This is a genomic window from Streptomyces sp. NPDC042259, assembly GCF_055582085.1.
In genome coordinates, this window is the sequence record NZ_JBVJDW010000001.1 from 667,667 (window position 1) to 688,935 (window position 21,269).

Here is a 21,269-nt window from a genome sequence, read left to right on the forward strand (position 1 = left end):
GCGGCAGCGGAGCCCAGCTACCCGACGAAAGCCAAGGGCCACGGACGACGAGGGCGGACCGTCCGAGGACCCACGGGCAGGCGGGCCGGTCCCCGGACGGTCCGCCGAGGGCCGGGCGGCAGCGGGCAGCCGGACTCGGCCGCAGCGGCCCGCCGGCCGCCGTCGCGGCCCGTGGTCGAGGGCCCGCCGGGACGGGCCCCGGCGCGCGCCGTCCGACGGGTACGGTCCTAGTCGGGGCGCCTGACCGTACGCCCCGCCCCGAGCGAAAGGCACTGGCCGCGATGCCGCCCGAGACCCTGACCCCCGACCGCATCCTCGAAGCCACCGAGGACGTGCTGCGCCGCTTCGGCCCGGCCAAGGCCACCGTCGTCGACGTGGCACGCGCGCTGGGCGTCAGCCACGGCAGCGTCTACCGCCACTTCGGCAGCAAGGCCGCCCTGCGGGAGGCCGTCACCGAGCGCTGGCTCGACCAGTCGCACACCGAGCTGTCCGCCGTCGCCGAGGCGGCCGGACCGGCGGGGGCCCGGCTGCGCGACTGGCTCACCGCCCTCTTCGCCGCCAAGCGCCGCAAGTCGGGCGACGATCCCGAACTGTTCGCGACGTACATGGTGCTCGTCGGCGAGAACAGCGGTGTCGTCGACCGGCACATCGAGACGATGATCGAGCAGCTCGCGGGAATCGTCGGCAACGGCATACGCCAGGGCGAGTTCCGGCCCGTCGACCCGGCGACGGCCGCCCGCGCGGTCTGGGACGCAACCAACCGCTTCCACGACCCGGCCTACGCAGCCGACTGGTCGCGCCCCGGCATCGACGCCGCGTTCGACGCGGTGTGCGAGCTGGTACTGCGGGGGTTGCGAGACTGATCGCCCGCGGCTGCGCTGTCCCGAACAAGCGGCCGCGAGGCCCCGCAGCGTGTCACTGGCGACCACTACGCTGTGTGGCAGCACGTTTACCCGGGCAAGGAGGCGCATCATGACAGCCATGGTCGAGATTCCGCGCGAGACACCTCGGACGATAGACGACGAGCGCGACAGCGACTTTCCGTTGCTGTGCCGCGACTTGGAGCTGGCCATCGCCGCCATGCCGGCCGGCTACCGCGTGGAGATCATCGGGGGATCAATCGTCATGTCGCCATGGTCCAAGGGCCAGTACAACGACATCCTCGACTCGCTCCTGGACCAGTTGTCGCCGCATGTCCCTCCCGGGCACCGGGCTCGGACCACCCCGAACCTCTACACGTTTCCGCAGTATGCCGACGCCTTCGGCCCGGACCTGCATGTGTCGGACAAGGCCGCGACCCGTGTCGACAGCATCTTCCTGCCCGGCCCGGCGCTTTCCCTGGTAGCCGAGCAAACGTCGACATCGACCAGGCACCGCGATCTGGGCGAGAAGGCGGACGTCTACGGCAGAGCGGAAGTGCCGGTGTACGTACTCATCGACATGCTCAAGGGCACCGTCACGGTGTTCGACGACCCGACACCGGATCTCGGCTACCGGCGCCACGCCCAGATCAAGTTCGGCGAGACGGTCCGCATTCCCTCACCCTTCGACTGCGAGCTGGACACCGCCGACTGGACGGGCTGAGACAGCCCGCAGGCCCCGGCCCCGCCGTAGCGGGTCCGGGGCCTGCGGCCGTCAGGCAGGGGTCAGCAGCCGAGCAGCCGCGCGCCCAGGTACGACTCGATCTGGTCGAGCGACACCCGCTCCTGCTTCATCGTGTCGCGCTCGCGCACGGTCACGGCGTTGTCGTCGAGGGTGTCGAAGTCGACGGTCACGCAGAACGGGGTACCGATCTCGTCCTGGCGGCGGTAGCGGCGGCCGATGGCGCCCGCGTCGTCGAACTCGATGTTCCAGTTCTTCCGCAGGTCCGTCGCCAGGCCCTTGGCCTTCGGGGACAGCTGCGGGTTGCGGGACAGCGGCAGGACCGCGACCTTCACCGGCGCGAGGCGCGGGTCGAGGCGCATGACGGTGCGCTTCTCCATGACGCCCTTGGCGTTGGGCGCCTCGTCCTCGTTGTACGCGTCGAGCATGAAGGCGAGCATGGCGCGGTTGAGACCGGCCGCCGGCTCGATGACGTACGGGAAGTAGCGCTCGCCGGCCTCCTGGTCGAAGTACGACAGGTCCTGGCCGGAGCCCTTCGAGTGCGCCTTGAGGTCGAAGTCGGTGCGGTTGGCCACACCCTCCAGCTCCGAGAACTCCGAACCGCCGAAGTTGAAGCGGTACTCGATGTCGACGGTGCGCTTCGAGTAGTGGGAGAGCTTCTCCGCGGCGTGCTCGTACCACCGCATGTTCTCCTCGCGCATGCCGAGGCCGGTGTACCAGTTCCAGCGCTGCGCCATCCAGTACTCGTGCCACTCCTCGTCCTCACCCGGCTTGACGAAGAACTCCATCTCCATCTGCTCGAACTCGCGGGTGCGGAAGATGAAGTTGCCCGGCGTGATCTCGTTGCGGAAGGACTTGCCGGTCTGGGCGATACCGAACGGCGGCTTCTTGCGCGAGGTCAGCTGCACCTGGCTGAAGTTGGTGAAGATGCCCTGCGCGGTCTCGGGGCGCAGGTAGGTGACCGAACCGGTGTCCTGGGTCGGGCCGAGGTGCGTGGCCAGCAGGCCGGAGAACTGCTTGGGCTCGGTGAAGGCGCCCTTGTTGCCACAGTTGGGGCAGTTGAGGTCGGCGAGGCCGTTCTCGGGCAGCCGGTTGTGCTTGGCCTCGTACGCCTCCTCCAGGTGGTCCGCGCGGTAGCGCTTGTGGCAGGAGGTGCACTCGGTCAGCGGGTCCGAGAAGGTGGCGACGTGACCGGACGCCTCCCACACCTCACGGGCCAGGATCACCGACGAGTCGAGACCGACGACGTCGTCGCGCGAGGTGACCATGGAGCGCCACCACTGGCGCTTGATGTTCTCCTTGAGCTCCACGCCGAGGGGTCCGTAATCCCAGGCGGCACGCTGGCCGCCGTAGATCTCACTGCACGGATAGACAAAGCCACGGCGCTTGCTCAGGCTGACGATGGTGTCGATCTTGTCGGCGGCCACGGTGCTCTCTTCATTGCGACGACGAACAGCGAATGCTTCAGGTTACCGGCGCCGCCACCCCCCTAATCAAATCGGTACTGGCCTGGGGTTCACCGGGACCATCCGGCCTACGTCTTGTTGACAATCGTTTCCACTTTTGTTGAAAATGAGTGTCATGAACGTACGCCCGACCTCTCCCCGATCCGCCCGATCCGCCCGAATAACCACCGGCGCGATCGCCGCGCTCGCCGCCCTCGGGCTGCTCTCGCTCACCGCCTGCTCCTCCGCGACGAGCGGAAAAAACTCGGAGGGCAAGCTCAAGGTGGTGGCGTCGTTCTACCCCATGGAGTTCCTGGCCGAGGAGATCGGCGGGGCGCACGTGAGCGTCTCCGCCCTGACCAAGCCCGGTGTCGAGCCCCACGAGCTGGAGCTCACCCCCAAGCAGACCGCCTCTCTCGACGAGGCGGGCGCGGTCGTCTACCTCAAGGGCCTCCAGCCCGGCGTCGACAAGGCGATCAAGCAGTCGGACGCCAAGCACGTCGTCGACGCGGCCTCCCTCACGGAGCTGGAGGAGCACGGCTCCGAGGTCGACGGCCACCACGAGGACGGCCACGAGGGCCACACGCACCGGCACGAGGGCGGCGACCCGCACATCTGGCTCGACCCGGTGAAGTACGCCGAGGTCGCCAAGGGTGTCGCCAAGGCGCTCGGCGAGGCCGACCCCGACCACAAGGCGGACTTCGACAAGAACGCGGCCGCGCTGGCGAATAAGCTGGACGGGCTGCACGAGAAGTTCCGGGCGGGCCTGAAGAACCGGGCCTCCGACACCTTCATCTCCACCCACGCGGCCTTCGGCTACCTCGCCGAGCGCTACGGGCTCACCGAGGAGTCCGTGAGCGGCCTCGACCCGGAGTCCGAGCCCAGCGCGGCCCGGATGAAGGACCTGCACAAGGTCGCCGAGGACCACCACGTCTCCACGATCTTCTTCGAGACCCTCGCCAGCCCCAAGACGGCGAAGACCCTGGCCTCGGACCTCAAGCTGAAGACGGACGTGCTCGACCCGCTCGAGGGGATCACGGACGAGTCCAGGGGTGACGACTACTTCGAGGTCATGGAGTCCAACCTCGCAGCGCTGCGGAAGGCACTCGGTACCAAGTGAGCAGCCCCAAGGAGGCACTCGTGGCAAGCGAGCCGGCCATAGGACCAGCGAAGCCGGAAGGGCCGACGGGGCCGGGAGCCCCGCAGGGCCCCGGCGGCCCGGAAGGATCGGTGCGCCCGCGGCCGGGCGCGGCGCCGGAGGCGGCCGAGCCCGTCATAGCCCTGCGCGGGGCCACCGCCTCGCTCGGTTCCCGCCCCGTGCTGCGCGGCGTGGACCTCACCGTCCGGCGCGGCGAGGTCGTCGCACTGCTCGGCGCCAACGGCTCCGGCAAGTCCACGGCCGTCCGGGCCATCGTCGGGCAGGTGCCGCTCACCGGCGGTGAGCTGGAGCTGTTCGGCACCCCCAAGCGCCGTTTCCGTGCCTGGGCCCGGCTCGGATACGTACCGCAGCGCACCACCGCCGCCAGCGGGGTTCCCGCGACCGTGCGCGAGGTCGTCGCCGCCGGGCGGCTGGCCCGCACCCGGCTGGGCCTCACCCGCAAGGCCGACCGGGAGGCCGTGGTGCGGGCCCTGGAGCTGGTCGGCATGGCCGACCGGATCAAGGACTCGGTGAACGCGCTCTCCGGCGGCCAGCACCAGCGGGTGCTCATCGCCCGTGCGCTGGCCGGCGAACCCGAGCTGCTGATCATGGACGAGCCGATGGCCGGCGTGGACCTGGCCAGCCAGGAGGTCCTGGCGAGCGCCCTGCGCGAGCAGGTCGCCCGGGGCGCCACCGTGCTGCTCGTCCTGCACGAGCTGGGGGCCCTGGAGCCGCTCATCGACCGTGCCGTCGTCCTCCGGGACGGCTGCGTCGTCCACGACGGCCCGCCGCCGGAGGCCGTGGGCCAGCACGCGCTGCCCGGCCACGACCATGTCCACCCGCACGCCGACCCGGCTGCCGAACCGATCCGGACGGGGTTGCTCACCTGATGGACATCCTGAATCCCGCCTTCATGCAGCGGGCGCTGCTCGCGGCCCTGCTGGTCGGCATCACCGCGCCCGCCATCGGCATCTACCTCGTCCAGCGCCGCCAGGCGCTGATGGGCGACGGCATCGGCCACGTCGCGCTCACCGGCGTCGGCCTGGGCTTCCTGCTCAACACCAGCCCGGTGTGGGTGGCCACCGCCGTGTGCGTGGTCGGCGCCGTGGCCATGGAGCTGATCCGCTCCTCCGGCAAGGCGCGCGGCGACATCGCCCTCGCCATGCTGTTCTACGGCGGCATGGCCGGCGGCGTCATGCTGATGCACCTCTCCGGCGGCTCCAACGCCAATCTCATCAGCTACCTCTTCGGTTCGATCACCACCGTCGCGGAAGAGGACATCGTCGCGATCTGCGTGCTGGCCGCCTTCGTGATCCTCACCACGGTGGGACTGCGCAAGCAGTTGTTCGCGATCTGCCAGGACGAGGAGTTCGCCCGCGTCACGGGGCTGCCCGTGCGGCTGTTGAACCTGCTGGTCGCGGTCACCGCCGCGCTGACCGTCACCGTCGCGATGCGGGTGGTGGGCCTGCTGCTGGTCAGCGCCCTGATGGTGATCCCGGTGGCCGCCTCGCAGGCGATCGCCCGCAGCTTCGCGACCACCTTCGCGCTGGCCGTCACCATCGGCGTCCTGGTCACCGTCTCCGGGACCGCCACCTCGTACTACGTGGACGTGCCCTCGGGCGCGACCATCGTGCTGTTCGCGATCGGTGTCTTCCTCGCCCTGACCGCGCTCGCCACACCGCTGGCCCGCAAACGGGCCAGGCGGGCCGCCGACGCCGAGCGGCACTGCACGCTGCGCACGCCCGACGCCCCCACGGACGACGTACGGGTGGAGGCCTGACGGGCCCCGCCCGCTCCCGCCCGCGGCGGCCCGGGGCGCTCAGTCGTACGGGGGATGACGCCGGGCCTGGCACAATTGGCCGGGCACAACGTGCGGATGCGTTCAGGCGAGCTTGAGGAGGCAACTGTGGCGACCGCGGGTCCCCCGGTACGCGGCCGGTCCACCAAGCAGCGGGCCGCTGTCGCGGCGGCGCTCGACGAGGTGGACGAGTTCCGCAGCGCGCAAGAGCTGCACGACATGCTCAAGCACCGCGGCGACTCGGTCGGCCTGACCACCGTCTACCGCACGCTCCAGTCCCTCGCCGACGCCGGCGAGGTCGACGTGCTGCGCACGAGCGAGGGCGAGGCGGTCTACCGCCGCTGCTCCAGCGGGCACCACCACCACCTGGTCTGCCGGGTGTGCGGCAAGGCGGTCGAGGTCGAGGGCCCGGCCGTGGAGAAGTGGGCGGACTCCATCGCCGCCGACCACGGCTTCGTCGACGTGGCCCACACCATCGAGATCTTCGGCACCTGCGGGGACTGCGCCGCGGCGCGCTCCGGGAGCTGACGGAACACCACACTGCTCCGGGCGTCGGCCGACGCCCGGAGCAGTGTCGTATCCGCGGTGCGGCACCGCCCGAGGGCTACGCCTGCGGCGCGGCGGCCCCGGCGGCCTCGTTTTCGTTCGGCACCGCCCCGCCGAAGCGGCGGTCGCGCTGCGCGTACTCCAGGCAGGCACGCCACAGGTCACGTCGGTCGAAGTCCGGCCAGAGCACGTCCTGGAAGACCATCTCGGCGTAAGCGCTCTGCCAGATCAGGTAGTTGGACGTGCGCTGCTCGCCGGAGGGCCGCACGAAGAGGTCCACGTCCGGCATGTCCGGGTAGTAGAGGTACTTGGCGAAGGTCTTCTCGTTCACCTTCGACGGGTCGAGCCGGCCCGCCGCGATGTCCCGGCCGATCGCCGCCGCGGCGTCCGCGATCTCCGCGCGGCCACCGTAGTTGACGCAGAAGTACATGGTCATGGCGTCGTTGTTCTTCGTCTGCTCCTGGGCGACCTGGAGCTCCTCGACGACCGACTTCCACAGCTTCGGCATCCGGCCGGTCCAGCGCACCCGGATGCCCAGCTCGTCCATCTCGTCGCGGCGGCGGCGGATGACGTCCCGGTTGAAGTTCATCAGGAAGCGCACCTCTTCGGGCGAACGCTTCCAGTTCTCGGTGGAGAAGGCGTACAGGGAGAGGTTCTTGACGCCCATCTCCAGACAGCCCTTGAGCACGTCCATGACGACGCCCTCGCCGACCTTGTGCCCCTCGGTGCGCGGCAGCCCGCGCTCCTTCGCCCAGCGGCCGTTGCCGTCCATGACGATCGCCACGTGGTTGGGGACCAGCTCGCCCGGGATCTTCGGCGGCCGCGCCCCGGACGGGTGCGGTTCAGGGGTGAGGTACTCGCGTCGGGAACGGCCCAGAATCCCGCGTCGTGCCATGCGTGCCACTTCTCCTCGATACCAGTTACTTTTCCACGTAGCGCAGGGAGCGAAGTCCCCGCTCCAGGTGCCAGTGCAGATACGCCGCCACCAGGCCGCTGCCCTCCCGGACATGGCGCGGCTCGCACGCGTCCGCCGTCGCCCAGTCCCCGGTCAGCAACGCGCCGAGGAGTTCGATCGACTCCGAGGAGGGTACGACGCTTCCGGGCACCCGGCACTCCCCGCAGACGACGCCGCCGGCCGCGACCGAGAAGAATCGGTTCGGCCCGGGCATACCGCACTTCGCGCAGGCCTCGAAGCTGGGCGCGTAGCCGTTGACGGCGAGGGAGCGCAGCAGGAAGGCGTCCAGGATGAGATGCGGCGCGTGCTCGCCCGCGGCGAGCGTCCGCAGGCCCCCGACGAGCAGCAGGTACTGCTGTACGGCGGGCTCGCCCTCGTGGTCGGTGAACCGCTCGGCGGTCTCCAGCATGGCGGTGCCGGCGGTGTAGCGGGCGTAGTCGGTGACGATGCCGCCCCCGTAGGCGGCGATGGTCTCACTCTGCGTGCACAGCGGCAGCCCGCGCCCGACGAGCTCGCCGCCGCGGGCGAAGAACTGCACGTCGACATGGGAGAACGGCTCCAGCCGGGCCCCGAACTTCGACTTGGTCCGCCGCACGCCCCGGGCCACGGCCCGTACGCGGCCGTGACCGCGGGTGAGCAGCGTGATGATGCGGTCCGCTTCCCCGAGCTTCTGCGTGCGCAGGACGATGCCGTCGTCGCGGAAGAGACTCATCGCGCGCCCCCACGGACACCCGGCTGGGGGTACGGGGGTCGCCCCCCGGGAGAACACAGCATGATGCGGTCCGCTTCCCCGAGCTTCTGCGTGCGCAGGACGATGCCGTCGTCGCGGAAGAGACTCATGAAGCCATTGTCCCGTACGTGCGGGGTGGCTCGGGCCGGGGGCGCCTTCGGCGGGCTTCTCTCCCCTACCCGCCCCTTCCCGAACCGGGGGCAAGCCCCCAGGCCCCCTGACCGCACCGCGCACCGCGCGCGGGGTACGGGTCGAACCCGGGGGCCGGGGCCATGCCCCGGCTGGGGCGCGTGCCGGGGGGCGCCCTCGGCGGGCTCCTCCCCCCGCCCCTTCCCGAACCGGGGGCGAGCCCCCAGCCGCCCTGTCCGCACCGCGCGCCGCGCGGCCCGGGGCTGGGCCCCGGTTGAGGCAGGTAGAACCCCGCCCCTACGGGGGGCGCATCCCCCTGGCCGCACCGCGCCCGGGGCCATGCCCCGGTTTCGGGAAGGGGCGGGGTAGGGGGAAGAGAACTGATCGCACCGCACACGGGGTACGGGGCTGGGCCCCGGGGCCGGGGGCCGCGCCCGGACTACGGGGGCCGCGTCCCGGGGTCCGGGGCCATGCCCCGGTTTCGGGAAGGTGCGGGTCGGGGAAGAGGACCCCGCTTCTGCGCTACATGGGCATTCGCGCCGCCGCCAGCAGGCGATCCGTGTCTTCCGGACAGATCAGCAGGGCCCGTCCCACCGTCGAGAGGACTTCCCGCTCCGCGGGCCGGTACGGCCCGTCCGCGAGGGCGATGTGCGCGCCCTGGAGCAGGATCGCCTCGCGCCCCGCGGGGGCGAGGTGCGGGGCCAGTGGTTCCAGGGCCTCGTGGAGTTCGATGGCCAGGGCCGTGCCGCACGGGTCGAAGCCGCCCCGCCCGGCCCCGGGGCCGGCGGGGAACGCGCCGCCGGCGTACATGCCGGGCAGGCGCCCGGTGTCGGCGGCGAGCGCCTCGATCAGGGTGATCAGCTGTTCCTCGCCGCAGTCGGCGAAGCCCGCCGCCCGCACCGCGCCGACGGCGGCCCTGCGGACCGTGCGGGCCTCGGTGCCGCCCGCGGCGAGGACGGCGAGGGCCACGGTGTGCACGGCGTCGCGGAGCATCGCGGAGAAGCGGGTGGTGGTGGGGTGGTCGAGGACATCCATGCCGAACCTGGCGTGACAGGCCGCGCACTCCACGACCGGCCCGACGGGGCCGCGCGGCAGCAGGGGCACGCCGAAGGCGACGAGGCGGCGGTGGCCCGTGCGGCGCTGGTAGTTGCGGTCACCGCCACAGCCGGGGCAGAAGAACTCGCCGTCCCCGACGGTGCGCCACACGGTACGTACGCCCACCACACACCGGTCGGGGCTGTGTCGGCCTTGCGCGTGCATCACGGCGCACCTCCATAACGCCACGGCCTCGTCGCCGCGTTGACGTGATGTTAGCCACATCGATGGGGTGCGTCAGCACCTCCTGCGGGGGGTCTTCGGGCAAGCGTGGGCCGAACATGCCACCGAGTCCACCGGATCCGGTGGTTTCGGCGGCACATGATTGACGAAAGACGGCGGCGGGGCCCGGCACCCCCGAGGTGCCGGGCCCCCACAGACCGGCAGGCCGAGGTCAGTTCCGGTAGGCGCGGTTGACGGCGGAGACGACGGCTTTGATCGAGGCGCGGGTGGTGTTGGGGTCGATGCCGATGCCCCACAGCACCACGCCGTCGATCACACACTCGATGTACGAGGCGGCCTGCGCGCTGGCGCCCTCGCTCATGGTGTGCTCGGAGTAGTCCAGCAGGCGGGCGTCGACGCCGACCGAGCCGAGCGCGTCGAAGAACGCGGAGATCGGGCCGTTGCCCGTACCGGTCAGCACCGTCTCCCGGCCGTCCACGACGGCCTCGACGGTCAGCGCGTCGATACCGTCCCCGGCCGTCGAGGTCTGGGTGTCGCGCAGCGTGATGCGGCCCCAGGGGTTCGCGGGCGTGGGCAGGTACTCGTCCTGGAAGACCGACCAGATCTGCTGCGGGGTGACCTCGCCGCCCTCGGCGTCGGTCTTGGCCTGAATGGTGCGGGAGAACTCGATCTGCATCCGGCGCGGCAGATCCAGCTTGTGGTCGTTCTTCAGGACGTAGGCGATACCGCCCTTGCCGGACTGCGAGTTGACGCGGATGACGGCCTCGTAGCTGCGGCCGACGTCCTTGGGGTCGATGGGCAGGTACGGCACGGCCCATTCGATGTCGTCCACGGTCTTGCCCCGGGCGGCCGCGTCGGCCTCCATGGCGTCGAAGCCCTTCTTGATGGCGTCCTGGTGGGAGCCGGAGAAGGCGGTGTAGACCAGGTCGCCCGCGTAGGGGTGGCGCGGGTGGACCTCCATCTGGTTGCAGTACTCGGAGGTGCGGCGGATCTCGTCGATCTGCGAGAAGTCGATCTGCGGGTCCACGCCCTGGCTGAACAGGTTCATGCCCAGGGTGACCAGGTCGACGTTGCCGGTCCGCTCGCCCTGTCCGAACAGGCAGCCCTCGATCCGGTCCGCCCCGGCCATGAGCGCCAGCTCGGCGGCGGCGACGGCGGTGCCCCGGTCGTTGTGCGGGTGCGCCGACAGGCAGACGAATTCACGCCGCGACAGATTCCGCGACATCCACTCGAAGCGGTCGGCGTGTGTGGAGGGGGTGGAGCGTTCCACGGTGGCCGGCAGATTGAGGATGATCTCCCGGCCCGGCTCGGGCTGCCAGACGTCCATGACGCCCTCGCAGACCTCCAGGGCGAAGTCCAGCTCCGTGTCGGTGAAGATCTCCGGGCTGTACTGGTAGCCGAACGCGGTCTCGTCGCCGAGGATCTTCTCGGCGTACTCCATGACCAGCCGGGTGCCGTCGACGGCGATCTGCTTGACCTGTTCCCGCGAGCCGCGGAAGACGACCCGGCGGAAGACGGGCGCGGTGGCGTTGTACAGGTGCACGGTCGCGCGGTGCGCCCCGCGCAGCGATTCGACGGTCCGCTCGATCAGCTCTTCGCGCGCCTGGGTCAGGACGGAGATCGTCACGTCCTCGGGGACGGCACCCTCTTCGATGATCGACCGTACGAAGTCGAAGTCGGTGGCCCCGGAGGAGGGGAAGCCGACCTCGATCTCCTTGTAGCCCATGCGGACCAGCAGGTCGAACATCTCCCGCTTGCGGGCGGGCGACATCGGGTCGATCAGCGCCTGGTTGCCGTCCCGCAGGTCGGTGGAGAGCCAGCGGGGGGCGGCGGTGACGCGGTTGTCCGGCCAGGTGCGGTCGGGGATGTCCACGGCCTCGTAACGGCCGTACTTGTGGATGGGCATCCCGGACGGCTTCTGGGTGACGGTGGCCGCGGTGACGGGCGTGGGCCTGCCGACGGAAATCTCGGTCATCTGCGTAGGGCTCCTCATGTGTCCGCTGCAACGAGCGGCCGACGGGGGGCGGGGGTAGCGCACCACCGAACTCCGCGGGGAGGGGGTCGGCCTACGACTTACAGACCCTCGCCGCGGCAGCTAAGAAGAAGCAGCCCGTAACGCATGATGCACAGCACACTAACCGACGCGGCCGGTCCCGACAGGCCCCGTATCAGCATGCGGGATGCGGAACGGATCCGTCGGTGGTGCCACCCAAAGGGAGGCCAACCACTCGATTTCATTAATCATGACCGCAAGGAGTGACACGACGGAAACCCAGTGCCACATTCAGGCCATGGACGCCACACCTCACCAGGTCTTCTGCACCATCGTTCCGCCGCACGTCCTCGACAGGCTCGCGCAGTCCGAGGACCCCCGGCTCTCCGAGCCCGCTCGACGCACCCTGGAGCACGACTCCCTCCAGCGCACCCGCCGCCGGATCGCCGCGCTCCGTGGTGTCGCCGCACCGGTCGGCACAGCCTCCGACACCCCGCAGCGCACGATCTACGACGCCGGGCACCAGGAGACGACCCCGGGCCGGAAGGTGCACTCCGAGGGCGACCAGCCGTCCCGGGACGCCACGGTCAACCGCGCGCACGCGGGGCTCGGCGCGACCTTCGAGCTGTACCTCAAGGTGTACGGGCGGCATTCGATCGACGACTGCGGGCTGCCGCTGAACGCGACGGTCCACTACGGCCGGGACTACGACAACGCCTTCTGGGACGGCGAGCAAATGGTCTTCGGGGACGGGGACAACGACCTCTTCCTCGACTTCACCATCCCCGTCGACGTCATCGGCCACGAGCTGACCCACGGCGTCGTCCAGCACACGGCCAACCTGGAGTACTACGGCCAGTCGGGCGCGCTGAACGAGTCCGTGGCGGACGTCTTCGGCTCGCTCATCAAGCAGTACGCCCTCGGGCAGACCGCCGCCCAGGCCGACTGGCTGATCGGTGCGGGTCTGCTGGGCCCCAATGTGGACCGGGGCGAGGCGCTGCGTTCCATGAAGGCACCCGGCACGGCCTACGACGACGACGTCCTCGGCAAGGACCCGCAGCCCGCCACCATGGAGAACTACGTCCGCACCTCACGTGACAACGGCGGCGTGCACATCAACTCCGGCATCCCCAACCACGCCTTCTACCTCCTGGCCACCGCGCTCGGCGGCCACGCGTGGGAGCGGGCCGGGCACATCTGGTACGACACGCTGACCGGCGGCGAACTGGCCACCGACGCCGACTTCAAGGACTTCGCACGGCTGACGGTGGCGGCGGCGCGGGCCCGGTTCGGCGAGGGCGACGAGATTCAGGCCGTTCTCAAGGCGTGGGAACAGGTGGGGGTCGCCACCTCGTAGAGACGGGCGGACGGGGTAAGGATGGCGTTATGCGGATTGCCATCACCCGAACCGGCGGCTTCGCCGGTATCGAGCGCCGGGCCGAGCTGGACACCACCGGCCGGCCCGACGCGACGCACCTCAAGGCGCTGGCCCACCGCGCGCTCGACACGGGCCCGGAGGCGTGCGCCACGGCGCGCGGTGTGCCGGACGGCTTCCGGTACGAGATCACGGTGGACGGCCGGACGGTCCACTGCGCCGACCCGCACGTGTCGCCGGAGCAGCGGGAGCTGATTCGGATGGTGCTGAAGGAAGGGGCCTAGGCCTGGCCGGCAAGTTTTCGGCTGACGGCCGGTTGTGCCGCCTGCGGCGGCGGGCGCCCTGCGGGCGCGTCCTCAATCGCCGGACGGGCTGAATAGCCCGTCCGGCGATTGAGGACAGAGCACAGCAGCCCGTCCGGCGATTGAGGACACCGTCGCGCAGCGGTGGTGCGGGCACAGGATCCGCGGACAGGAATTGGCCGAGGTCAGAAGCCGAGCTTCCGCAGTTGCTTGGGGTCGCGCTGCCAGTCCTTGGCGACCTTGACGTGCAGGTCGAGATAGACCGGCGTGCCGAGCAGGGCCTCGATGTGCTTGCGGGACTTCATGCCGACCTCCTTCAAGCGCGCGCCCTTCGGGCCGATGATGATGCCCTTCTGGCTCGGCCGCTCGATGTAGACGTTGGCGTGGATGTCGAGCAGCGGCTTGTTCTCCGGCCGGTCCTCGCGCGGGAGCATCTCCTCGACCACGACGGCGATGGAGTGCGGCAGCTCGTCGCGCACACCCTCCAGCGCGGCCTCGCGGATCAGCTCGGCGACCATGATCTGCTCGGGCTCGTCGGTGAGGTCGCCCTCGGGGTAGAGCGGCGGGCTCTCCGGGAGCAGCGGGGCGATGAGGTCGGCGAGGAGCGAGACCTGCTTGTCGCCGACGGCCGAGACGGGGACGATCGTCTGCCACTCGAAGCCCAGCTCGACGGCGAGCTGGTCGATGGCGATGAGCTGCTCGGCGAGCTGCTTGGAGTCGACCAGGTCCGTCTTGGTGACGATGGCGATCTTCGGGGTCTTCTTGATCCCCGCGAGTTCCTTGGCGATGAACTTGTCACCGGGGCCGAGCTTCTGGTCGGCGGGCAGGCAGAAACCGATCACGTCGACCTCGGCCCAGGTGGTCCGCACGACGTCGTTGAGGCGCTCGCCGAGCAGCGTGCGGGGCTTGTGCAGCCCGGGGGTGTCGACGAGGACGAGCTGGGCGTCGGGGCGGTGCACGATGCCGCGCACGGTGTGGCGGGTGGTCTGCGGCCGGTTGGAGGTGATCGCGACCTTCGTCCCCACCAGTGCGTTGGTCAGGGTCGACTTGCCCGCGTTGGGGCGGCCGACGAAGCACGCGAAGCCCGCGCGGTGAGGGGCCTGGGAGGGGGAGGCAGCACTGTCCATGTTCGGTATTCTCCCCGATCCCCGGCCCCGCGCCGACCAGTGGTCCGGCTACCCCGCGGTGAGCGCGGTGCGCACGGCCCCGTCCGGGCCCGCGAGCAGTACGGGCGTCGCGGGTCCGCCCAGGTCACGGACGGCGGCGCGGTCCGCGTCGGGCACGGCTTCGGCATCGGAGACGACGACGGCGGCCTCCAGCGACTTCGCGCCGCTGGCCACGGCCATCGCGACGGCGGTGGCGAGGGCGCTGAGCTTCAGCGAGTCGAGGCCGACGGTCCCGGCGACGTAGGTGCGGCCGTTCTCGTCGCGCACGGCCGCGCCCTCGGCGACCGCGTTACGGGCGCGCGTGGAACGGGCGAGCGTGATCAGCTTGCGGTCTTCGGGGTCCAGCGTGGCGTTGTCCGTCATACGGCGGAGCATATTGAACGGTGGTCCGGAGCCGGGCGCGGGGCCCGGTCCGGGCCGGTCAGGACGTCTTCGCCGCCCGCGCGGCCTTCCGCACCTTCTCGACGGCCTTGCGGAGGGCGTCGTCGAAGCCGGCGGCGTCGGCCGTGGTGAAGCTGGTGCGGATGACGGTCACGATCGTGGCGCCGACCCGGGCGGCCGCGATGTCGTGCCGCATGGCCGCCTCGTTCGCGGTCTCCGCGACGGTCACCCGGACGGCACGCGACTCGTCGCCGGCCCCGGCCGCGTCCAGGCGCTCGGCCGTGAAGTCGGCGGCGCGGTCGTCGCCCAGCTTGCCGGTGAAGTGCGCGCACGCCTCGACGTCGAGCGGGCCCCGCATGATCTTCCGGGCGTCGGCTTCGCGGTAGGCGGTGACCCCGTTGATCAGCATGGATCCGCCGTCGCCGTCCTGGACCAGCTCGGCCATGGCGTGCGACTTAGGGTTCGGCCCGCCGCTCCGGCCGACGAAGGCGTCCAGCAGCGGCTGGCAGGGGGGCTTCGTCGTCGTGCCGATCCGCAGCAGTCCCGGGCCGTAGACGTCGCTCGCGTCCATGACCTTCCAGCCGGAGGGCAGGTCCTTGGCGGTGAGCAGCGTGGCCTTCACCTGTTCGCCGGTGAGCGGCTCGGTCTTCGGGGAGCCGTTCGCGGCGTCACGCGTGGCCTGCGGCGGGATGCCCGGCCGGGCCCGCGTCTCCCGGCCGGGCATCCCGCCGCAGGCGGAGACGAGCAGCAGGGCCGAGGCGGCGAGAACGGCGGACGCGCCGCGGCGCGGGTGAGGACGCACAGGGTTCCTTGGTGATCGGGCGGGGCCGATGAGGCGGGCCCGCCGAAGTATCCGCCCGGTGGGCCTTGTGGGCCCACCGGGCGGCGAACCGCTCAGTCCTCGGCCGGCTCCGGGACGCGCACCGGCTCCACCAGGACCGTCACGATGCGGTTGCGTCGGCCCGCCGCGGATTCGGCGGTCAGGCGCAGGGCGTGCAGCGACGGGTCGGTGGTGTCGTCGGTGAGGTCGACCTCGGCCGTGGCGCCGGCGATGGGGACGCGGCCGAGGGACTTGGCGAGCAGGCCGCCGACCGTCTCCACGTCCTCGTCGTCCAGCTCCAGGCCGTACAGCTCGCCGAGGTCGCCGATGTCGAGCCGGGCCGTGACGCGGTAGCGGTCCTCGCCGAGTTCCTCCACGGGCGGCAGCTCGCGGTCGTACTCGTCGGTGATCTCGCCGACGATCTCCTCGAGGATGTCCTCGATCGTGACGATGCCGGCGGTGCCGCCGTACTCGTCGATGACGACCGCGCAGTGGGTGCGCTGCTGCTGCATCTCCCGCAGCAGGTCGCCCGCGTTCTTGGTGTCGGGCACGAAGACCGCGGGACGCATCGCCGTCGAGACCAGCTCGGATTCGGCGTCCCGGCTGATGTGCGTCTTTCGGACGAGGTCCTTGAGGTAGACGATGCCGACGATGTCGTCTTCGCTCTCGCCGGTGACCGGGATCCGGGAGAAGCCCGAGCGGAGCGCCAGGGTCAGGGCCTGGCGGATGGTCTTGCCGCGCTCGATGACGACGAGGTCCGTGCGGGGCACCATGACCTCGCGGACGAGCGTGTCGCCCAGTTCGAAGACGGAGTGCACCATCCGGCGCTCGTCGTCCTCGATCAGCGACTCCTTCTCCGCCAGGTCGACCATGGCCCGTAGCTCCGCCTCGGAGGCGAACGGGCCCATGCGGAAGCCCTTGCCGGGGGTGAGGGCGTTGCCGATGAGGATCAGCAGCCGTGGCACCGGGCCCATGATCCGGGCGAGCGGCAGCAGGACGTACGCGGCGGCCGTCGCGGTGTTCAGCGGGTGCTGGCGGCCGATGGTGCGCGGGGAGACGCCGACGGCCACGTAGGAGACGAGGACCATCACCGCGATGGCGACGGTCAGCGCCTCCCAGGTCTTGGCGAACTCCCGCAGGCAGACGTAGGTCACCAGGACGCCGGCCGCCATCTCGCAGGCGACGCGGACCAGCAGCGCCACATTGAGGTAGCGGGTGGGATCGGCGGCGACGGCCATCAGCTTGGCGCTGCCGCGGCGGCCCGCCCGGACGGCCTCCTCGGCACGGAACCGGGTGGTGCGGGCCAGGCCCGCCTCCGCGCAGGCGGCGAGCCAGGCGACGACCAGGAGCAGGACCGCGGCGGCGATCAGCTGCCCGGTCACGTGATCGTGGGAGCCGGGGAGGCTCCTTCGATCCCGCGCTCGGCACGCCAGCCGTCGATGATCGCCGCCTGGAGGCCGAACATCTCGGCCTTCTCGTCCGGCTCCTCGTGGTCGTAACCCAGCAGGTGGAGGACGCCGTGGACGGTGAGGAGCTGCAACTCCTCGTCCATGGAGTGCCCGGTCGGCGCCTCCTCGCCCTGCTTCTTCGCGACCTCCGGGCAGAGCACGATGTCACCGAGCAGGCCCTGCGGCGGCTCCTCGTCGTCCTTGGCCGGCGGGCGCAGCTCGTCCATCGGGAAGGACATCACATCGGTGGGGCCGGGCAGGTCCATCCACTGGATGTGGAGCTGCTCCATGGCGTCGGCGTCCACGACGATGACCGAGAGTTCGGAGAGCGGGTGGATACGCATCCGGGCCAGGGCGTAGCGGGCGACGTCGAGGATCGCCTGCTCGTCGATATCGGTGCCGGATTCGTTGTTGACGTCGATTGCCATCGCTTCGATTACTTACTTTCCGTTGCGCTCGTCGAACTGCTCGTACGCGTCGACAATACGGCCGACCAGCTTGTGCCGGACCACGTCCGTGCTGGTGAGCCGCGAGAAGTGGACGTCCTCGACGCCCTCCAGGATGTCCACGACCTGCCGCAGACCGCTCTTGGTGCCGCCGGGGAGGTCGATCTGCGTGACGTCACCGGTGATGACGATCTTCGAGTCGAAGCCGAGGCGGGTGAGGAACATCTTCATCTGCTCGGCGCTGGTGTTCTGCGCCTCGTCGAGGATGATGAAGGCGTCGTTGAGCGTCCGGCCCCGCATGTAGGCCAGCGGCGCGACCTCGATCGTCCCGGCGGCCATCAGCCGGGGGATGGAGTCGGGGTCGAGCATGTCGTGCAGGGCGTCGTAGAGCGGCCGCAGATACGGGTCGATCTTCTCGTAGAGCGTGCCGGGCAGGAAGCCGAGCCGCTCGCCCGCCTCGACGGCCGGCCGGGTCAGGATGATCCGGTTGACCTGCTTGGACTGCAGGGCCTGGACCGCCTTGGCCATGGCCAGGTACGTCTTGCCGGTGCCGGCGGGGCCGATGCCGAAGACGACCGTGTGCTTGTCGATGGCGTCGACGTAGCGCTTCTGGTTGAGCGTCTTGGGCCGGATCGTGCGACCGCGGCTGGAGAGAATGTTCTGTGTGAGGACCTCGGCCGGGGTCTCGTCCCCGTCGCCCTCGCCCCGCAGCATCGCGATCGAGCGTTCCACCGCGTCCTCCGTCATCGGCTGTCCGGTGCGGAGCACCAGCATCATCTCGTCGAACAGGCGCTGCACGAGGGCGACTTCCCGCGTCCCCCCGGCGGCGCTGACTTCGTTGCCCCGGACGTGGATGTCCACGTGCGGGAAGGCCTTCTCGATCACGCGCAGGAGCGTGTCCCCGGAACCCAGGACCGTCACCATGGGGTGCTTGGCCGGGACCGTGAACCGGGCTGTCGCCTGCGGTCGTGTGGGTGTCTGAGTCATGGGCCGGCCACTCGGGCCTGCTCATCCCCTCTTTTCCTGCGTTCCGACGTGCCCGGACAGGGCGGCATCCGCCCGATGTCTGCGGACATCCTTGGGATATCAAGGGTACGACGGTGCGCCGACCGGCCCGAGGGGTTTTCCGGCAGGCCCGTGGCGGGCGCTCACGGCTGGCGGAATCCGAGCGTGGGCACGGCCCGGCGCAGCGGCCAGGGGCGGGCGGCGGCGGGCAGGATGCCGTCGAGGAAGGCATAGCGGCGCGCGGCGGACGGGGTGTCGTCGTAGGACCGCACATGCTGCCACCAGGCGGCGATCTCCACCCAGCCGGGCGCGGAGAGCGATCCCCCGAATTCCTGTACGGACAGGGCGGCGGTCAGGCCCGCGAAGGCCAGCCGGTCGGCGAGCGGCCAGCCCGCCAGGGTGCCGGTCACGAAGCCGGCGACGAAGACGTCCCCGGCGCCGGTGGGGTCGAGCGCCTCGACCGCGATGGCCGGCACCTCGGCGCTCTCCCCGGTGCGGCTGTCCACCGCGAAGGCGCCCCGCTCGCCCATCGTGACGACGGCGAGCGGCACCTTCTCGGCCAGCGCCCGGGCGGCGGCGCGCGGACAGTCGGTCCGGGTGTAGCGCATGGCCTCCTCGGCATTGGGCAGGAACGCCTCGCAGTGCTCCAGACCGGCCAGGTCCGAGGGGTCCCAGCGGCCGGTCTCGTCCCAGCCCACGTCGGCGAAGACCCGGCTGCCGCGCCGGGCGGCGCGCGCGATCCACTCCTCCTCGCGCCCGGGCACGAGCAGGGCCACACAGGCACGGGCGGGCGGCGGGCACTCGGGGGCGGGCACGCCCCCCTCACCGTGCGGCGGGGCCTCGTGACCGTGCGAGACCATCGTGCGCTCGCCCTCGTAGGCCATGGAGACGGTCACCGGGGAGTGCCAGCCGGGGACCGTGCGGGAGAGCCCCAGATCGATGCCCTCGCCACGGGAGAGGGCCTCCCAGCAGTACTCCCCGTACATGTCGTCGCCGAACGCGGCGGCGAGCGAGGTCCGCAGGCCCAGCCGGGCGAGCGCGGTGGCCATGTTGGCGATGCCGCCGGGGCTGGAGCCCATGCCACGCGCCCAGGACTCGGTGCCGCGCACGGGGGCGGAGTCCAGGCCGGTGAAGATGATGTCGAGGAAGACGGTCCCGGTCAGATAGACGTCCGTCTCCGGGTCGCCCTCGGCCCGGACCTCGGCCAGCGGGTCCAGGACCGGCGCGGCGCCCTCGAACACCTGGGAACGCTCGCCGGACAGTGCCGTCTGCGGTGCCGCATGAGGCGAGAAAATCGTCATGCTCGCTCGCTGCTCCTCTCCACGGGGTGCGGGTCCCGACAGTCTGCCCGAAGCTGCGGTACGTTCCGGGCCATGAAGCTGACGATTCTCGGCGGTGGCGGTTTCCGGGTGCCTCTGGTGCACCGGGCCCTGTTGGACGACGCGCGACGCGAGGCACCCGGACGCTGCACCGAACTCACGCTGTACGACACCGACTCCGCGAGACTCAAGGTCATCGCGAACGTGCTCGCCGAGCAGGCGCGAGGCGTCCCGGGCGCCCCCGTCGTGACCGCCGTCCCGGACCTGGACGAGGCCCTGCGGGGCGCTGATTTCGTCTTCTCCGCGATCCGGGTGGGCGGCACGGCCGGACGGGTGCGTGATGAAAGGATTCCGCTCGGCGAGCAGGTGTTGGGGCAGGAGACCGTCGGCGCGGGCGGGGTGCTCTACGGGCTGCGGACGATCCCGGTGGCGCTGCGCATCGCCGAGCGGGTCGCGGCACTCGCCCCGAACGCCTGGGTCATCAACTTCACCAATCCCGCGGGCATGGTGACCGAGGCGATGTCGGCCGTCCTGGGTGAACGGGTCATCGGCATCTGCGACTCACCCGTGGGGCTGGTACGACGTGCCGCGCGGGCAGCGGGCGCCGACGCGGCCCGGGTCGAATTCGATTACGTGGGCCTCAACCACCTGGGCTGGCTGCGCTCGTTGACGCTCGACGGGCGGGACCTGCTGCCGGGGCTGCTGGCCGACGAGACGGCCCTGTCCTCCTTCGAGGAGGGCAAGCTCTTCGGCGCGCGCTGGCTCCAGGCCCTCGGCTCGCTGCCGAACGAATACCTGCACTACTACTACTTCCGCCGGGAGACCCTGCACGCGGTGCTGGAGTCCCCGGAGACCCGGGGCGAATTCCTCGACCAGCAGCAGGGCGGCTTCTTCGCGGCGGCCGCCGCCGAGCCCGAACGGGCGTACGCGCTGTGGGAGCGGACGCGGCTGCACCGCGAGGAGACGTACATGGCCGAGAGCCGGGCGGCCAGCGGCGGCTGGCAGCGCGACTCGTGCGACCTCGACGGCGGCGGCTACGACCAGGTGGCCCTGGCCCTGATGCGGGCCGTCGCCCGGGACGAGCGCACCCGGCTGATCCTCAACGTCCCCAACGGCACGACCGTGCCGGCGCTGGACCCCGAGGCGATCATCGAGACGGTCTGCGAGGTGAGCGCGAAGGGCGCACACCCGCTGCCGTGCGCCCCTTTGCGTGAGGACCAGCTCGGGCTGATGCTCCAGCTCAAGGCCGTCGAACGAGCCGCCATCGACGCGGCGGTGGGCGAGAACCACGGCGCCGCGCTGCGCGCCATGGCCCTGCACCCCCTGGTCGACTCCCCGGCCGTCGCGGCCCGCATCCTGGCACGGGCCTGCCCGGTGTAGGGCGTACCGCCGC

At 71.0% G+C, this 21,269-nt stretch carries 22 protein-coding genes; 9 read left to right on the forward strand and 13 right to left on the reverse strand.

Translation table 11 applies throughout. The features are described 5' to 3' along the window. Positions 1–281 precede the first annotated feature (281 nt). Positions 282–863 (forward strand): TetR/AcrR family transcriptional regulator, encoded by a 582-nt coding sequence (locus ACZ6MA_RS03065; protein ID WP_469430577.1) that lies wholly within the window; start codon positions 282–284, stop codon positions 861–863. Positions 864–972: 109 nt separating this feature from the next. Next, the gene (locus ACZ6MA_RS03070) at positions 973–1,584 is read left to right on the forward strand and encodes a Uma2 family endonuclease (protein WP_469430578.1); all 612 of its coding nucleotides are present in this window, start codon (positions 973–975) and stop codon (positions 1,582–1,584) included. A gap of 62 nt (positions 1,585–1,646) precedes the next feature. Here the strand turns inward: ACZ6MA_RS03070 and ACZ6MA_RS03075 are convergent, their stop codons facing one another. Continuing rightward, a complete protein-coding gene (locus ACZ6MA_RS03075; RefSeq protein WP_469430580.1) occupies positions 1,647–3,029 on the reverse strand; it encodes a glycine--tRNA ligase in 1,383 nt (460 codons plus the stop codon). Between the two features lie 154 nt (positions 3,030–3,183). Between ACZ6MA_RS03075 and ACZ6MA_RS03080 the strand changes: the two genes are divergently transcribed. The 4 genes from ACZ6MA_RS03080 (at position 3,184) to ACZ6MA_RS03095 (ending at position 6,511) form a co-directional block, all read left to right on the forward strand. Beyond that, complete coding sequence (locus tag ACZ6MA_RS03080) at positions 3,184–4,167, forward strand: metal ABC transporter substrate-binding protein (RefSeq protein ID WP_469430582.1); 984 nt, start codon at positions 3,184–3,186, stop codon at positions 4,165–4,167. A gap of 110 nt (positions 4,168–4,277) precedes the next feature. Then, positions 4,278–5,075: a metal ABC transporter ATP-binding protein gene (locus tag ACZ6MA_RS03085; protein ID WP_469431178.1), complete on the forward strand. Its 798-nt coding sequence runs from the start codon at positions 4,278–4,280 to the stop codon at positions 5,073–5,075. Further along, positions 5,075–5,965, forward strand: coding sequence for a metal ABC transporter permease (locus ACZ6MA_RS03090; RefSeq protein WP_469430584.1), 891 nt, complete (start codon positions 5,075–5,077; stop codon positions 5,963–5,965). Before ACZ6MA_RS03085 ends, ACZ6MA_RS03090 begins: the two co-directional genes overlap by 1 nt. Positions 5,966–6,091: 126 nt before the next feature. Next, positions 6,092–6,511 (forward strand): Fur family transcriptional regulator, encoded by a 420-nt coding sequence (locus ACZ6MA_RS03095; RefSeq protein ID WP_469430586.1) that lies wholly within the window; start codon positions 6,092–6,094, stop codon positions 6,509–6,511. 76 nt (positions 6,512–6,587) lie between these two features. Here the strand turns inward: ACZ6MA_RS03095 and ACZ6MA_RS03100 are convergent, their stop codons facing one another. The 5 genes from ACZ6MA_RS03100 to leuA form a co-directional block, all read right to left on the reverse strand. After that, positions 6,588–7,424 carry an isoprenyl transferase gene (locus ACZ6MA_RS03100; protein ID WP_469430588.1) on the reverse strand — a complete coding sequence of 279 codons (837 nt, stop codon included), beginning with the start codon at positions 7,422–7,424 and terminating at the stop codon, positions 6,588–6,590. Between the two features lie 25 nt (positions 7,425–7,449). Next, the gene (gene recO / locus ACZ6MA_RS03105; RefSeq protein ID WP_469430590.1) at positions 7,450–8,196 is read right to left on the reverse strand and encodes a DNA repair protein RecO; all 747 of its coding nucleotides are present in this window, start codon (positions 8,194–8,196) and stop codon (positions 7,450–7,452) included. Further along, the gene (locus tag ACZ6MA_RS03110) at positions 8,193–8,324 is read right to left on the reverse strand and encodes a hypothetical protein (protein ID WP_469430591.1); all 132 of its coding nucleotides are present in this window, start codon (positions 8,322–8,324) and stop codon (positions 8,193–8,195) included. The genes recO and ACZ6MA_RS03110 overlap by 4 nt, the downstream gene beginning before the upstream one ends. A gap of 541 nt (positions 8,325–8,865) precedes the next feature. After that, on the reverse strand, positions 8,866–9,603 hold the full coding sequence (locus ACZ6MA_RS03115; RefSeq protein ID WP_469431180.1) for a TerB family tellurite resistance protein: 738 nt from the start codon (positions 9,601–9,603) through the stop codon (positions 8,866–8,868). A 229-nt stretch (positions 9,604–9,832) separates the two neighbouring features. After that, positions 9,833–11,596 carry a 2-isopropylmalate synthase gene (leuA, locus tag ACZ6MA_RS03120; RefSeq protein WP_469430593.1) on the reverse strand — a complete coding sequence of 588 codons (1,764 nt, stop codon included), beginning with the start codon at positions 11,594–11,596 and terminating at the stop codon, positions 9,833–9,835. A 316-nt stretch (positions 11,597–11,912) separates the two neighbouring features. On the opposite strand from leuA, the gene ACZ6MA_RS03125 reads away from it, so the two are divergent. Together ACZ6MA_RS03125 and ACZ6MA_RS03130 are read left to right on the forward strand one after the other, a co-directional pair. Continuing rightward, positions 11,913–12,971, forward strand: coding sequence for a M4 family metallopeptidase (locus tag ACZ6MA_RS03125; protein ID WP_469430594.1), 1,059 nt, complete (start codon positions 11,913–11,915; stop codon positions 12,969–12,971). Between the two features lie 29 nt (positions 12,972–13,000). Then, complete coding sequence (locus ACZ6MA_RS03130; protein WP_469430596.1) at positions 13,001–13,273, forward strand: protealysin inhibitor emfourin; 273 nt, start codon at positions 13,001–13,003, stop codon at positions 13,271–13,273. A gap of 203 nt (positions 13,274–13,476) precedes the next feature. On the opposite strand, the gene era is transcribed toward ACZ6MA_RS03130, so the two are convergent. The 7 genes from era to ACZ6MA_RS03165 form a co-directional block, all read right to left on the reverse strand. Next, positions 13,477–14,418 (reverse strand): GTPase Era, encoded by a 942-nt coding sequence (gene era / locus ACZ6MA_RS03135; protein WP_469430597.1) that lies wholly within the window; start codon positions 14,416–14,418, stop codon positions 13,477–13,479. Positions 14,419–14,466: 48 nt separating this feature from the next. Next, a complete protein-coding gene (locus ACZ6MA_RS03140) occupies positions 14,467–14,820 on the reverse strand; it encodes a cytidine deaminase (RefSeq protein ID WP_469430599.1) in 354 nt (117 codons plus the stop codon). Between the two features lie 58 nt (positions 14,821–14,878). After that, the gene (locus ACZ6MA_RS03145) at positions 14,879–15,640 is read right to left on the reverse strand and encodes a hypothetical protein (RefSeq protein WP_469430601.1); all 762 of its coding nucleotides are present in this window, start codon (positions 15,638–15,640) and stop codon (positions 14,879–14,881) included. Between the two features lie 92 nt (positions 15,641–15,732). After that, a complete protein-coding gene (locus ACZ6MA_RS03150) occupies positions 15,733–17,040 on the reverse strand; it encodes a hemolysin family protein (RefSeq protein WP_469430603.1) in 1,308 nt (435 codons plus the stop codon). Beyond that, positions 17,037–17,534, reverse strand: a complete 498-nt coding sequence (gene ybeY / locus ACZ6MA_RS03155; RefSeq protein ID WP_469430604.1) for an rRNA maturation RNase YbeY — start codon at positions 17,532–17,534, stop codon at positions 17,037–17,039. The genes ACZ6MA_RS03150 and ybeY overlap by 4 nt, the downstream gene beginning before the upstream one ends. A 12-nt stretch (positions 17,535–17,546) precedes the next feature. Further along, entirely contained in the window at positions 17,547–18,539 is a 993-nt protein-coding gene (locus ACZ6MA_RS03160) for a PhoH family protein (RefSeq protein ID WP_469430605.1), read from the reverse strand. A 161-nt stretch (positions 18,540–18,700) separates the two neighbouring features. Further along, complete coding sequence (locus ACZ6MA_RS03165; protein ID WP_469430607.1) at positions 18,701–19,858, reverse strand: PfkB family carbohydrate kinase; 1,158 nt, start codon at positions 19,856–19,858, stop codon at positions 18,701–18,703. 72 nt (positions 19,859–19,930) lie between these two features. Between ACZ6MA_RS03165 and ACZ6MA_RS03170 the strand changes: the two genes are divergently transcribed. Beyond that, positions 19,931–21,256, forward strand: coding sequence for a family 4 glycosyl hydrolase (locus tag ACZ6MA_RS03170; RefSeq protein ID WP_469430609.1), 1,326 nt, complete (start codon positions 19,931–19,933; stop codon positions 21,254–21,256). Positions 21,257–21,269: the final 13 nt, after the last annotated feature.